Source organism: Phenylobacterium sp. (genome assembly GCF_031412415.1).
Lineage (GTDB): Bacteria > Pseudomonadota > Alphaproteobacteria > Caulobacterales > Caulobacteraceae > Phenylobacterium.
The window spans coordinates 1-11,593 of record NZ_JANOCX010000020.1 but is presented as its reverse complement, the minus strand read 5'-3'; the positions used below and the strand labels follow the sequence as shown (position 1 = coordinate 11,593).

The 11,593-nt window shown below is 69.3% G+C and carries 14 protein-coding genes; 4 read left to right on the top strand and 10 right to left on the bottom strand.

The annotated features are described in order from the left end of the window. The first annotated feature begins 109 nt into the window (after positions 1 to 109). The 3 genes from RMO04_RS00980 (at position 110) to RMO04_RS00970 (ending at position 2,936) form a co-directional block, all read left to right on the top strand. Positions 110 to 454 carry an NAD(P) transhydrogenase subunit alpha gene (locus tag RMO04_RS00980; RefSeq protein WP_309642929.1) on the top strand — a complete coding sequence of 115 codons (345 nt, stop codon included), beginning with the start codon at positions 110 to 112 and terminating at the stop codon, positions 452 to 454. Then, complete coding sequence (locus tag RMO04_RS00975) at positions 451 to 1,869, top strand: NAD(P)(+) transhydrogenase (Re/Si-specific) subunit beta (protein ID WP_309642928.1); 1,419 nt, start codon at positions 451 to 453, stop codon at positions 1,867 to 1,869. The genes RMO04_RS00980 and RMO04_RS00975 overlap by 4 nt, the downstream gene beginning before the upstream one ends. A gap of 203 nt (positions 1,870 to 2,072) precedes the next feature. Then, the gene (locus RMO04_RS00970) at positions 2,073 to 2,936 is read left to right on the top strand and encodes a M23 family metallopeptidase (RefSeq protein WP_309642927.1); all 864 of its coding nucleotides are present in this window, start codon (positions 2,073 to 2,075) and stop codon (positions 2,934 to 2,936) included. Here the strand turns inward: RMO04_RS00970 and RMO04_RS00965 are convergent. Continuing rightward, positions 2,933 to 3,334, bottom strand: a complete 402-nt coding sequence (locus RMO04_RS00965) for a hypothetical protein (RefSeq protein WP_309642926.1) — start codon at positions 3,332 to 3,334, stop codon at positions 2,933 to 2,935. The genes RMO04_RS00970 and RMO04_RS00965 overlap by 4 nt on opposite strands. Positions 3,335 to 3,403: 69 nt before the next feature. Here RMO04_RS00965 and RMO04_RS00960 point away from each other — a divergent pair, with 69 nt between their 5' ends. Next, positions 3,404 to 4,255 (top strand): alpha/beta hydrolase, encoded by an 852-nt coding sequence (locus tag RMO04_RS00960; RefSeq protein ID WP_309642925.1) that lies wholly within the window; start codon positions 3,404 to 3,406, stop codon positions 4,253 to 4,255. Here RMO04_RS00960 and tilS read toward each other — a convergent pair. The 9 genes from tilS to RMO04_RS00915 form a co-directional block, all read right to left on the bottom strand. Continuing rightward, positions 4,252 to 5,499, bottom strand: a complete 1,248-nt coding sequence (gene tilS / locus RMO04_RS00955) for a tRNA lysidine(34) synthetase TilS (protein WP_309642924.1) — start codon at positions 5,497 to 5,499, stop codon at positions 4,252 to 4,254. The two genes, RMO04_RS00960 and tilS, sit on opposite strands and share 4 nt — an antisense overlap. Next, a complete protein-coding gene (ybgF, locus tag RMO04_RS00950; RefSeq protein WP_309642923.1) occupies positions 5,487 to 6,323 on the bottom strand; it encodes a tol-pal system protein YbgF in 837 nt (278 codons plus the stop codon). Before ybgF ends, tilS begins: the two co-directional genes overlap by 13 nt. A 115-nt stretch (positions 6,324 to 6,438) precedes the next feature. Further along, positions 6,439 to 6,927 carry a peptidoglycan-associated lipoprotein Pal gene (gene pal / locus RMO04_RS00945; protein ID WP_309642930.1) on the bottom strand — a complete coding sequence of 163 codons (489 nt, stop codon included), beginning with the start codon at positions 6,925 to 6,927 and terminating at the stop codon, positions 6,439 to 6,441. Positions 6,928 to 7,116: 189 nt separating this feature from the next. After that, positions 7,117 to 8,412 (bottom strand): Tol-Pal system beta propeller repeat protein TolB, encoded by a 1,296-nt coding sequence (gene tolB, locus RMO04_RS00940; RefSeq protein WP_309642922.1) that lies wholly within the window; start codon positions 8,410 to 8,412, stop codon positions 7,117 to 7,119. A 20-nt stretch (positions 8,413 to 8,432) separates the two neighbouring features. Then, positions 8,433 to 9,230, bottom strand: a complete 798-nt coding sequence (locus RMO04_RS00935) for an energy transducer TonB (protein WP_309642921.1) — start codon at positions 9,228 to 9,230, stop codon at positions 8,433 to 8,435. A 7-nt stretch (positions 9,231 to 9,237) separates the two neighbouring features. Continuing rightward, complete coding sequence (tolR, locus tag RMO04_RS00930) at positions 9,238 to 9,720, bottom strand: protein TolR (RefSeq protein WP_309642920.1); 483 nt, start codon at positions 9,718 to 9,720, stop codon at positions 9,238 to 9,240. A 3-nt stretch (positions 9,721 to 9,723) separates the two neighbouring features. After that, entirely contained in the window at positions 9,724 to 10,425 is a 702-nt protein-coding gene (gene tolQ / locus RMO04_RS00925) for a protein TolQ (RefSeq protein WP_309642919.1), read from the bottom strand. A gap of 99 nt (positions 10,426 to 10,524) precedes the next feature. Then, a complete protein-coding gene (locus tag RMO04_RS00920; protein ID WP_309642918.1) occupies positions 10,525 to 10,965 on the bottom strand; it encodes a YbgC/FadM family acyl-CoA thioesterase in 441 nt (146 codons plus the stop codon). After that, the coding region (locus RMO04_RS00915; RefSeq protein WP_309642917.1) for a Holliday junction DNA helicase RuvB C-terminal domain-containing protein at positions 10,958 to 11,593 on the bottom strand (636 nt) is incomplete at its 5' end. The genes RMO04_RS00915 and RMO04_RS00920, both read right to left, overlap by 8 nt.

Sequence of the window (11,593 nt, the reverse complement as noted above, 5' to 3'; positions counted from 1 at the left end):
GCAAGCTCGCCCCCGACCTGGAGGACGAGATCCTCAAGGCGGCTCTGGTCACCCAGGGCGGCGCCGTCGTCCACCCCTCGCTGAACAGCTAGATCCCAAGGAGGAACCGATGGACGCCGTCGACCCCACAGTTTTCCGTCTGGCGATCTTCGTGCTGGCGATCTTCGTCGGCTACTACGTCGTCTGGAGCGTGACACCCGCCCTGCACACCCCGCTCATGGCGGTGACGAACGCTATCTCCTCGGTGATCATCGTCGGCGCCCTGCTGGCCGCCGCCGCCCACAGCCCCGACGGTGGGGCGCTCACCGGAAGCATCATGATCTCGAAGGGCGCCGGCGCGATCGCCGCGGCCTTCGCCGCCGTCAACATCTTCGGCGGCTTCCTGGTCACCCAGCGGATGCTGGCGATGTACAAGAAGAAAGAAAAGCCCGTGCAGAAGGACGCCGCGAAGTGAACGCCAACATCGCGGCCATCGCCTACATCGTCTCGGGCATCCTGTTCATCCTGGCCCTGCGCGGCCTCTCCAGCCCCACCACCAGCCAAGCGGGCAACCGCAACGGCATGATCGGCATGGCCATCGCGGTCGGCACCGCGCTGCTGACCTTGTGGGGCCAGGGCGCGCTGGACGCCCTGACGCTGGGCCTGATCGTCGGCGGCGTGGCTGTCGGCGGCGCGGTGGGCGCGGTGATCGCCCGCAAGAACGCCATGACCTCCATGCCGCAGCTGGTCGCCGCCTTCCACAGCCTGGTGGGCATGGCCGCCTGCCTGGTCGCCGTCGCCGCCATCTACACGCCGGCCGCCTACGGCATCATGGGCGAGGACGGAACCGTCCACGCCACTTCGCTGATCGAGCTTTCGCTGGGCCTCGCCATCGGGGCGGTGACCTTCACCGGCTCGGTGATCGCCTTCGCCAAGCTGAACGGCAATATGAGCGGCGCGCCAATCCTGTTGCCTGCCCGCCACTTGCTGAACATCGTCATCGCGCTGGCCATCGTCGCCCTGATCGTGGTGCTGGTCATGAGTGGCGGGCAGGCGATCTGGGCCTTCTGGGGCATCTTCGCCCTCGCCCTACTGGTCGGGATCACCCTGATCATTCCCATCGGCGGCGCCGACATGCCCGTCGTGGTCTCCATGCTGAACTCCTATTCCGGCTGGGCCGCGGCGGCGCTGGGCTTCACCCTGGAGAACGTGACGCTGATCATCACCGGCGCGCTCGTTGGTTCGTCGGGGGCGATCCTCAGCTACATCATGTGCAAGGCGATGAACCGCAGCTTCGTCTCGGTCATCCTGGGCGGCTTCGGCGCAGACGACAGCGCCGCGGCCGGCGGCGCCAAGGCCGAGACCCGGCCGGTGAAGCAGGGCTCCGCCGAGGACGCGGCCTTCATCATGAAGAACGCCAGCAAGGTGATCATCGTCCCGGGCTACGGCATGGCCGTCTCCCAGGCCCAGCATGCGCTGCGCGAGATGGCCGACAAGCTGAAGGAGGAGGGCGTCGAGGTGAAGTACGCCATCCATCCCGTCGCCGGCCGGATGCCGGGCCACATGAACGTGCTGCTGGCCGAGGCCAACGTCCCCTATGACGAGGTCTTCGAGCTGGAGGACATCAATGCCGAGTTCCCGGTGGCCGACGTGGCCTTCGTGATCGGCGCCAACGACGTCACCAATCCCGCCGCCAAGACCGACAAGACCAGCGCCATCTACGGTATGCCAATCCTGGACGTGGAAAAGGCCCGCACCGTGCTGTTCGTGAAGCGCGGGATGAGCAGCGGCTACGCCGGGGTGGAGAACGAACTGTTCTTCCGCGACAACACCATGATGCTGTTCGGTGACGCCAAGAAGATGGTCGAGGGAATCCTCAAGGGCCTGTGAGGTGGAGCGCCTCACAGGCGTTGTATAGTCGAGGTTGAATTTCGCGCGAGACAATGTGTCCGCGCCAAAAGGTTAACTTCGCCACGTTTTCGTCCAGAAGAACCGCCAGACAGCGCCGCGACATTGTAGCGAACTGTCGAAGCTTGGCCGCTTGACCTCTAGCAGGCCGACAAAAAGCTCGACTGTACTGGATGAGGGTTTTCTTGAATTTGACTTTCCTGGCGGCGTTTGGCCGCCTGCGCCATATTTCAATCGAGGCGGCCCTGGTGGCTGGCCTGACTCTTAGCGCCGTCACAGCCGCCTACGCCGCCGCCGACGACCTGGCGCCCCAGCGGGTGGAAGCCAATCCACGCGTCGTGGCGGCCACCGCCGCCGTTCCCGTCGATCCGCCCCCGCCCCCGCTGTTGGAAGTGGGCGAACCGGTGCCGGGCTATCCGATCAACTCTCCCTTCGGCCTGCGCCGCATGCCCTGGGAAAAGCACGGTCGGCTGCACGAGGGCGTCGATATCGCAGCGCCGGTGGGCGTGCCGGTGGTGTCGGTGGCCGATGGGGTCATCACCCAGACCGGGAACAGTCCCAGCTATGGCCGTTTCGTCGAGGTGAAGCACGCCGAGGGGCTGGTCAGCTTCTATGCGCACCTTGGCCGCATCGACCCGCGCGCCAAGCCCGGCGTCGCGGTCCTGGGCGGCCGGACGATCGGCAAGATCGGCTCCAGCGGAACCTCCACCGGCCCTCACGTCCACTTCGAGATCCGCCAGGATGACCGGCCGCTGAATCCCGTGGCCTTCATCGGCCGCGACTTCGCCACCGCGCAGGACCTGCCCCTTCAAACCGCGGCCCGCTATTCGCGACGCGTGCGCGTGGCGCAGGTGTCCTTCATCCCGCAGAGCAAGCGCAAGCTGATGGAAGTGCCGGTCGAGGCGTCGAAGCTGGCCAAGGGCGAGCGCCCCCGCGCCACGCTAAAGTTCGCGCCGAGAACAGCGGACGAAGCGGCGGTCGACGTCAGCGCCACGGTTACGAGCGACATCGCGGTTTCAGGCCCGCCCGCCATCCCGACCGTGGGCTAGGCGCGCGGGCGCCCGAAGGCCCGCTCCGCGGCGAAGGCGGCCACCAGGGCGCACATGGGCGCGGCGGCCATGAACCACAGCGGATGCGGGATCATGGTCATGGTCCAGACCGCGAAGGCGAACAGGGTCAGAGCGACGATCCGCCCCGCCCAGGGGCGACGTCCGTTCACGAGATTGCCGGTCGAGGCCCCGAACAGAATGCCCAGGAACCAGGCCAGCAGGACGGCGGCCTTGGCCTCCGCCGGTATCTTGGACATCACGGTGGCGAGCTGGGCCGGATCGGTTAGGTTCACGCCCGGCGGCGGCGGGAAGATCGTGTGGCCCATGCCCTCGACGACGGCGGTGACCAACATCCCGACGAACACGCCCAGCACCACGCCCAGGATCAGCCGCAACATTTCCGACATCCTCGTCTCGATTTCGGCCCGCAAACTCGGCTAGTTTTCTCCCATGCTCAAGTTCGTTCGATGACCGGCTTCCATCCCAATCGCGGCGAGCTTGTGGACATCGGCGGCCGGCGCCTGCGCGCGGTTCGCAGCGGGCCGAGTGGCGCCGCGCCACTGGTCGTCCTGGAATGCGGAGCCTTCGGCTGCGCCGCCGACTGGGCCGTGGTGCAGGATCGGCTGACGGCCAAGGGACTCGCCAGCCTCGCCTACGACCGCGCGGGCCTGGGCTATTCCGATCCCGGCCCCGCGCCGCGGGATGGCGCGGCGATCGCCGACGACCTTGGCCTCCTGCTGGATCGGCTCGGCGAGCGCGGTCCGTATGTGATGGTCGGCCACTCCATGGGCGGCCTGCTGCTGCGGGTGTTCACCCCGCGCCATCGCGATAGGATCCTCGGTGTCGTGCTCGTCGACGCGGTCACCCCGGAGGTCATGGACGTCAGGAGCGCGGCCGGCGCCGTCCACGCCTATCGCGGCGCGATGAAGCTTGTCGGCATGTGGTCTGGGGCCGGCTTCATGCGCCCGGTTTCGCTGGTGATCGGCGATCTCATCGGCCTGGAGGGTGAGGCCTCAGCCGAGAAGCGGCGTGTCTACGGCTCGGCGGTCCATACCAAGTGGGCGGCCGAGGAGGTCCAGCAGTGGCCGCGCACCTCGCAGATGGGCCGCGCGCCCTTCGATCCGGACCTGCCGGTGGCGGTGGTCACCGCGGGCGACGTACGGCTTTCCGCGCCCCTGAAGCAGCTACAGGTCGCTCCGGCCCTGGCGTCGCGGCGCGGCTATGTGGACCACGTGCGCGGCGCCAACCACGCCAGCCTGCTGGGCAAGCGGTTCGCCGACCCGATCGTCAAGGGCGTGGAGCACGTGCTTTCCGCTTAGGGCTCGCGTTCGACCGCACCGCAGGCGGCCAGCAGCCGAGCGTGGGCCAGGGGTCGGACGGTGACGCCGCGCAGGCCGTCGGCCAGGTCGACCCTATCGCCGTCCACCACCACCGGCAGGCCTTGGCGGGCGCTGGGCGGGAGGCTGGTCAGGCCCTGGCGTTGGTCGGACGGCAGGCGCGCGGCGAGGCCAGCGAGCGGCAGGATCGTCACCGCATGATCGGCGGCGATCTCGAAACGTCCGTCCCAGACCTCGGCAAGCCCGGGCGCCAGGCTGAGGGGCTTGAGGCCGCGGCGCGTCATCTCACCGGGCTCGCGCATGAACCGGACCTCCGTCTCGGCGGCCTCGACGCGGGCGCCGGACAGGCTCGTCGTGAAGGTCTCCGAGCCCTGCAGCCGCTCCGCCAGCCGCCCGGTGCGGTCAGCGCGCGGTGGCCGCGAGGTGCCAGCCGCGCAGAGGCAGGCGGCGCCGACGAAGGCCGCGACATCGCCCTGGCGTAGAGCGTCGCGCGCAACGGCCAGCAGACCCGCCTCGGCGCGGGCGACCATGGCCAGCTCGGCCGGCCTCGCCGATGACGCGACATGTTCGGCGCAGCTCATCACCCTGGTCCCCAGGGCCTGCCGCGCCCGGGCGCGGGCGAAGCGCGGGTCGTCGTTGGCCGGGTCGTCGATCCAGGTCTCGCCCCGCGCGGTAAGCCAGGCCCGGATCTCGGCGCGCCCGGCGCCAAGCAGCGGGCGCAGAAGGAAGACGTCGCGGCCCTCGGGCCAGACCGGCGAAGGCGCCCATTCTCGGGGGCTGGGCGTTGTCGCGCCGCCGCGCCGCATGACATCAGCCTCAGCGCGGTCGCTGGCGGTGTGGCCCAACAGCACGACCTGCGCTCCGGCATCGCGCGCGGCGGTGGCGATCAACCGGTGGCGCGCTTCCCGCGCGGCGGCCGGCAGGCCGGTGGCGGGCTTCCGGCCCGTCCAGGTCAGCGCCTGGAACCCGGCCCGCAGCCGGTTGGCGAGATCGGCGCAGGCCTGGGTCCAATCGCGGCTGAGGGGACCCAGGCCATGATCGACGGTGAGGATCAGCAGCCGACGACCGTGGGCTCGGGCCCAGGCGTCGGCGATGAGGGCGAGGGCGAGGGAGTCGCCACCGCCAGAGACGGCGACGGCGACGGGTTGGTCGCCGCCGACGCGCAGGCGGCGTTCGAAGACAGCGCCGCAGCCGAGATCGTCGTCGGGGCGGGCTAGGCCGCGCACTTGGCTTGGCTGCGCGCGGCGGCGGCGCGGTTCTGCACGGCGGGCGCGGCCTTGGGATATCGGCGCGCGAACTCCGCCAGGGTCTGGCAGGCGTCGACCGGCTTCTTGATCTGGATCAGGGCGCGGGCCAGCTCGACCACGGCGTCCGGCGCCCAGGGCGTGGCGGGCCAGCCGCGGATCGCGCCGATATAGGCGCCGGCCGCGTCGGCGTGCGCCGCGCGGGCCGAGAGGGTCTTACCCAGCCAGTAGCGCGCCTCCGGCGCCTTCAGGCTGTCGCCGTAGCGGGCGACATAGGCGCGGAAGCCGGCCTCCGCCCCGTCATAGTCGCCGCTCAGCATCAACTGGCGCGCCTGGTTGAACGTCTCGGTGGCGGTCTGCATCGGCGGGGCGCCCGAGAGTTCCGGCGCGGGCGCTCCGGCGTCAACGGGAACCTCCGCGGCAGCGGTGCGGGTTTCCAGAGCGGCGATCTTGTCGGAGAGGCTCTTGATCTGTCCCTTGAGCACCTCGTTCTCGCGCCGGGCGACCTCGCCGTCACGGTTCGCGGTCTCCAGGTCGCCAGTCATGCGCGTGAGGCTCTGTTCCAGTTCGCCCAAGCGACGGGTCAGCTCCTGGAGTTGATAGTCGGTCTCTGCGGGCTGGATCACCACCGGCTTGCCGGAGTCGCGGCCCTGGAAGACGATGGCGCGCAGCTCGCGCATCACCTGCTCCATGCGATCGAGACGCCGCGCGTCGCGCGTGTCCAGGGGATCTATCGGCGTCTGGGCGAGCGCCGTGGTGGCGATCAGCGCGAGCGCGAGGGGCAGGGCGAGGCGGCGGAGGATCATGGCGTCAGTCTAACCTGGATCGGACGACCAAAATGCGGCTCCCGCAGCAAACGGGAGTTCGCGTCGAAACGCAAAGAGGGGGCCGAAAGGCCCCCTCCCGCGTATCGGCGGTGTCTTAGCGCGCGCCGCCGGTGATGGCCGTGGCGGCGTTGCGGTTACGCTGATGGGACTCTTCGCTCGAGCCGCCGTCGATCGGCTTTTCCTTGCCGAACGAGACGGTGGAGAGGCGGCTGGGCGCCACGCCGCGCGACACCAGGTGTTCACGCACGGAGTTGGCCCGGCGTGAGCCGAGAGCGAGGTTGTATTCGCGGGTGCCGCGTTCGTCGGCGTTGCCTTCGACGCGGACCTGAACCGACGGATAGCGGACCAGCCAAGCGGCCTGGGCGTCGAGGATCGGCGTCGCGTCTTCGCGGATCGAATAGGAGTCGAGGTCGAAATAGATCCGATCGCCCGCGTTGATGACGAAGTCCTGGGCCGAGCCGGGGACCACGCCCACGGGCGGCGGCGCGGGGGCGCCGGTCGGCGGCGTCATCGGCGCCGGCGTGGAGGGCGGGGCGGTAGGGGCGACCGGCGTAGGCTTGGGCTTCGACGCGCAGGCTGTCATCGACAGCGCCGCGGTGGCGATCAGGGCCAGTCGAACGGCGCCCTTGGTGTTGAAGCTCTGCACGTGGGCTTCTCCTTCTGATGTTTACGACAGCGGGTTCCCAGACATTCCGAGTACCTGCACCTATTCGGCTTTTTGAAGGCCTAACAATCCGGTGATGGCGCCTTCGCGCGCCAATACCTCAAACGACTAATTCAGCAACGGCGACCACGCGGGGTCCGAGGCCGCGCCGGGATAGGGAGCAGGCCGCAGGATCCGTCCCGTGACGTCCACCGTCCACAAACGCGGGGCGCCGCCAGGCGTTTCACGGCTGAACATCAGCACCCGCCCGTTCGGCGCCCAGGTGGGGCCCTCGTCGAGATAGCTGGTGGTCAGCAGGCGCTCGTCCGACCCGTCCGGCTTCATCACCCCGATGTGGAACTGGCCGCCCACCTGCTTGGTGAAGGCGATGAAGTCGCCGACCGGGCTCCAGACCGGCGTGGTGTAACGCCCCGAGCCAAAGGAGATGCGCTTGGGGCCGGAACCGTCGGCGCCCATGACGTAGAGCTGCGGCGAGCCTCCGCGGTCGGAGTTGTAGACGATCCGCGTCCCGTCCGGGGAGAAGGAGGGCGAGGTCTCGATGGAGGGGTCCGAGGTCAGCCGCGCGGCGGCGCGATTGCGCAGGTTCATCACATAGATGTCGCTGTTGCCGTTGCGCTCCACAGAGAACGCCACGCGTCCGCCATCGGGCGAGAAGCGCGGGGCGTAGACCATGCCGGGGAAGTTTCCGAGGGTCTCGCGGCGGGCGGTCTCCAGGTTGAACAGGTAGATCGACGACCCCTCCGGCCGCAGGGCCATGTAGGTGATCTCCTGACTGGTCGAGGAGAAGCGCGGCGTCATCACGGTGTAGGAGCCGTCGGTGAGATAGCTGGGATTGGCGCCGTCCTGGTCCATGATCCCCAGCCGCTTGACCTTCCCCACGCGACCGCCGCTCTCGGACACGAACACGATGCGGGTGTCGAAGTAGCCCTTCTCCCCGGTCAGCCGCTCATAGACGGCGTCGGAGATCTTGTGCGCCACGCGCCGCCAGTTCTCCGTCGTGGAGGTGAACTGCAGGCCCAGGAGCTGCTGCTCGGAATAGACGTCCCACAGGCGGAAATTGACGGTCAGGCGGCCGCTCTCGACGGTCACCTGGCCGTTGACCAGGGCCTGAGCGTTGATCGCTTTCCAATCGGGGAAGCGGGGTTGGACGTTCACGTCCATGGTCTTTTCGACGAAGGCGTTCTGGTCGATGGGCCGGAACAGGCCCGAGCGTTCCAGGTTGCCGTTGATGACCTGGGCGATCTCCGCGCCCCGCTCTCCGCTGAAGCCCGGGATGGCGATGGGCAGGGGCTGAACGTCGCCCCGATTGACGTCAACCTCGATCTGCGCCGCCGCTGGGCCGACGCCGGCCAGGGACAAGGCGAAGGTCGCCATCATCGCCAGGACTAGGGTTTTCAATCGCATCGAAGGTTTCTCCTGAAGGCCTAGGAACAGGCCTCTGCGGCGTTGAAGTTGACCGCGATGCGGTCGCCGTAGAAGTCGCGGGGCAGGGTCTTGAAGGGGGCGGCCTGGTGGACCGCCCGGATGGCGCGTTCGGCGGCGGCCTGTTCGACGGCGTTGGCCGAGCGTTCCTTGCCGCCGGCCTCGACCTGGCCGACGACCTGGCCGCCGGCGCCCAGTGTGAAGGTCACCCGCACCTTGACCGTGCGGCCGCCCTCGACCTCGCAGTTGGGGTTCCAGCGCCGTTGCAGTTCGTCGGCCAGCCCCTTCAGCGCATTGGCCGCCATGCCATCTCCCAGGTCGGGACGCGCGACCTTGGCGGTCTCGGCGCGGGCGGGGCCTTTGGGCGCCGATGAACTCCGTGAGCCGGACGACTTCTGCGCCTTGGCCACGTCGGCGGCCAGGGCGTCCAGGTCGAGACCCGCGGCCTTCTGAGGCTTGGGCGCCGGCTTCACGGGCGCCTTCTGCACAGGCTTGGGTGGCGGCGCTGGCGCGGGCTTTGGCGCGGGCGGCGTGGGGACCGGCGTCGGATCGGGCGCGGCGGCCTCCGGCGGGGCGTCGGGGACGGGCTGTTCGGTCTGAGCGGTCTGCTCCTCGGGCGCCTGGATGGCTGGCCTCAGATTGGTGTCGGGGGCGTTGGAGACGATGTTGATCGGCACCGAGGCGCCCACGGCCAGGTCGCGCGTCCACGGCCACGACACGAAGGCCAGGCCGAAGACCCCCAGGTGCAGCAGCACCGAAGCGATCATCGCCGGGGAGAATTCGTTGCTCCGCGCCGCCATGCCGGCCTCAGCGCTTGGGGGCGTCGCCGCCCGAGGAGGGGCCGCCCGTGTCGGTGATCAGGTTGATCGAGGTGAAGCCAGAGGTCGACAACGCCGCCATCACCTGGGCCACCGTCTCGTACGAGGCCTTGCCGTCGGCGCGGACATAGATCGGCTTGGTGGTGGTCTCGCCCACCATGGCGCGAAGGCGCGGCGCCATTCCGGAGAACGGAACCTGATCCTCCTGGATGTAGAGCGAGCCGTCCTGGCGGATGGAGACGGTGAGCGGTTCGGAGTCGTCCTCCATGGCGTCGGCCTCGGTCTTGGGCAGCTCGACCTCCACCCCCACCGTCAGCAGAGGGGCCGAGACCATGAAAATGATCAGCAGCACCAGCATGACGTCCACCAGCGGCGTGACGTTGATCTCGGCCAGGGCGCCGCGGCTCCGTCGGCCTCGCCGGCGGCGCGACCCACCGGTGGCGGAAAAGGCGTCGTGAGCAGAGAGCGCCATGGCTTAGCCCCGCTCCGCCAGGCGACGTTGGATCGCTGTCGACAGGTCGTCCGCGAACCCCTCGAGCCGTGCCGCATATCGTCCGACATCGGACGAAAACCGGTTGTATGCGATATAGGCTGGGATGGCGGCGATCAGCCCGACGGCCGTGGCGAACAGGGCTTCGGCGATCGAGGGGGCGACCACGGCGAGGTTGGTGGACTTCTCGATGGCGATGGCCTGGAAGGCTTTCATGATGCCCCAGACCGTCCCGAACAGGCCGACGAAGGGGGAGGCGGTGGCCACGATGGCGAGGGAGCTGAGGCCGGTTTCGACGCGGGCGCTTTCGCGGGCGATGGTCGTGTCCAGCTGGCGGTCGATGCGTTGGATCAGGAAAGCGGCCTGGGTCTCGCTGCTCACGCCCCTCTGGCGGGCCTCTCGCCACTCCTTCAGGGCCCCTTGGAGCATCCTTGGCAGGGCGTGGGCGGGGCGCTCGCCGGCGTCGACGGCGATCTCCTCCAGCGGGCGGCCGGAGGCCACCTCATCCTCGAAGGCGTCGGCCTGGCGGTTGAGCGCCGTCAGACGGAAAAGCTTGTCCAGGATCACCGTCCAGGACCACAACGAGGCCAGGATCAGCCCGATCATCACGCCCTTCACGACCCAGTCGGCGCGGAGGAACAGGTTGATGAATGTAAAGCTGTCGGCGGTGATCGGCGCGGCGTCCATGCGGGCTCCAAGACTAGCGGCGGGCCTGGTCTTCAAACCTGTCGCGGTGGCGATCTTAAGGCCGCCATTTTAGGTTAACCGCGACTTAACGCGGACCCATCAAGCGAAGTAGGGGCGCAACTGTTCCAGCATGCCGGCCGGCGGCTTGCGGGGGCGCCCGGCCAGGTCGATGCAGGCGGCCTCCACCTGGGCCGCGCAGATCAGGTCGGGCCCACGGAAAATCCGCTGGCCGATGAACAGTCGGGGCCCACGGGCGCTGTCATAGGTGGTGTGCACGATGAGCGCGTCGTCGATGCGGGCGGGCCGCTTGAAGTCCAGCGCCATCCGCACGATGGCGAAGGCTGCGTCCATCTCCTGCAAGGCCGCGTGACGCACCCCCGCCAGTCGCAGGAAGTCGCTCCGCCCGCGCTCGAAATAGCGGACATAGTTGGCGTGGTAGACGATGCCGGTGAAGTCGGTGTCCTCGTAATAGATCCGCACCGGCAGCAGGTGCTCACGGCCCTCGATATGGCCGGCGGAGGGCTCGGGCGCGTTACTCATCCTCGAACAGCGTGGCTTGGCCGCCGGCGGCGATCTGGGGCGGCGGGGTGAGACCGAGGTGGCTATAGGCCTTGGAGCAGGCCATGCGGCCACGGGGGGTGCGCTGGATGAAGCCCTGCTGCAGCAGGAAGGGCTCGATCACATCCTCCACCGCGTCGCGGGCCTCGGCGATGGCGTAGGCCAGGGTCTCGACCCCGGCCGGGCCGCCGCCATAGTTGTCGATCAGGGCGGTGAGGTAGCGGCGGTCGAGGGCGTCCAGGCCCGCGGGGTCGACGTCGAGGCGGGCGAGCGCCCGGGCGGCGGCCTTGCCGTCGATGATCTCCCCCCCGGCGGCGGCGGCGACGTCGCGGACCCGGCGCAGCAGGCGGCCGCCCACGCGCGGCGTGCCCCGGGCGCGGGCGGCGATCTCGGCCGCGCCGTCGGGGGCGAGGCTCAGGCCCATCTTGAGCGCCGTCTGGGTCAGCACCTTGGCGAGCTCGGCGTGAGTGTAGAACTCCAGGCGCAGGGGGATGCCGAACCGGTCGCGCAGGGGCGTGGCCAGCAGGCCCGCCCGCGTGGTCGCCGCCACCAGGGTGAAGGGCGCCAGATCGATGCGGATGGAGCGGGCGGACGGCCCCTCGCCGATCAT

What these genes read in the sequence shown, in the direction of transcription:
- RMO04_RS00980 (WP_309642929.1), top strand. Translation starts at nt 110, where the DNA reads ATGGACGCCGTCGACCCCACAGTTTTCCGTCTGGCGATCTTCGTGCTG.
- RMO04_RS00965 (WP_309642926.1), bottom strand. Translation starts at nt 3,334, where the DNA reads ATGTTGCGGCTGATCCTGGGCGTGGTGCTGGGCGTGTTCGTCGGGATG.
- RMO04_RS00960 (WP_309642925.1), top strand. Translation starts at nt 3,404, where the DNA reads ATGACCGGCTTCCATCCCAATCGCGGCGAGCTTGTGGACATCGGCGGC.
- ybgF (WP_309642923.1), bottom strand. Translation starts at nt 6,323, where the DNA reads ATGATCCTCCGCCGCCTCGCCCTGCCCCTCGCGCTCGCGCTGATCGCC.
- pal (WP_309642930.1), bottom strand. Translation starts at nt 6,927, where the DNA reads ATGACAGCCTGCGCGTCGAAGCCCAAGCCTACGCCGGTCGCCCCTACC.
- tolB (WP_309642922.1), bottom strand. Translation starts at nt 8,412, where the DNA reads ATGCGATTGAAAACCCTAGTCCTGGCGATGATGGCGACCTTCGCCTTG.
- RMO04_RS00935 (WP_309642921.1), bottom strand. Translation starts at nt 9,230, where the DNA reads ATGGCGGCGCGGAGCAACGAATTCTCCCCGGCGATGATCGCTTCGGTG.
- tolR (WP_309642920.1), bottom strand. Translation starts at nt 9,720, where the DNA reads ATGGCGCTCTCTGCTCACGACGCCTTTTCCGCCACCGGTGGGTCGCGC.
- tolQ (WP_309642919.1), bottom strand. Translation starts at nt 10,425, where the DNA reads ATGGACGCCGCGCCGATCACCGCCGACAGCTTTACATTCATCAACCTG.
- RMO04_RS00920 (WP_309642918.1), bottom strand. Translation starts at nt 10,965, where the DNA reads ATGAGTAACGCGCCCGAGCCCTCCGCCGGCCATATCGAGGGCCGTGAG.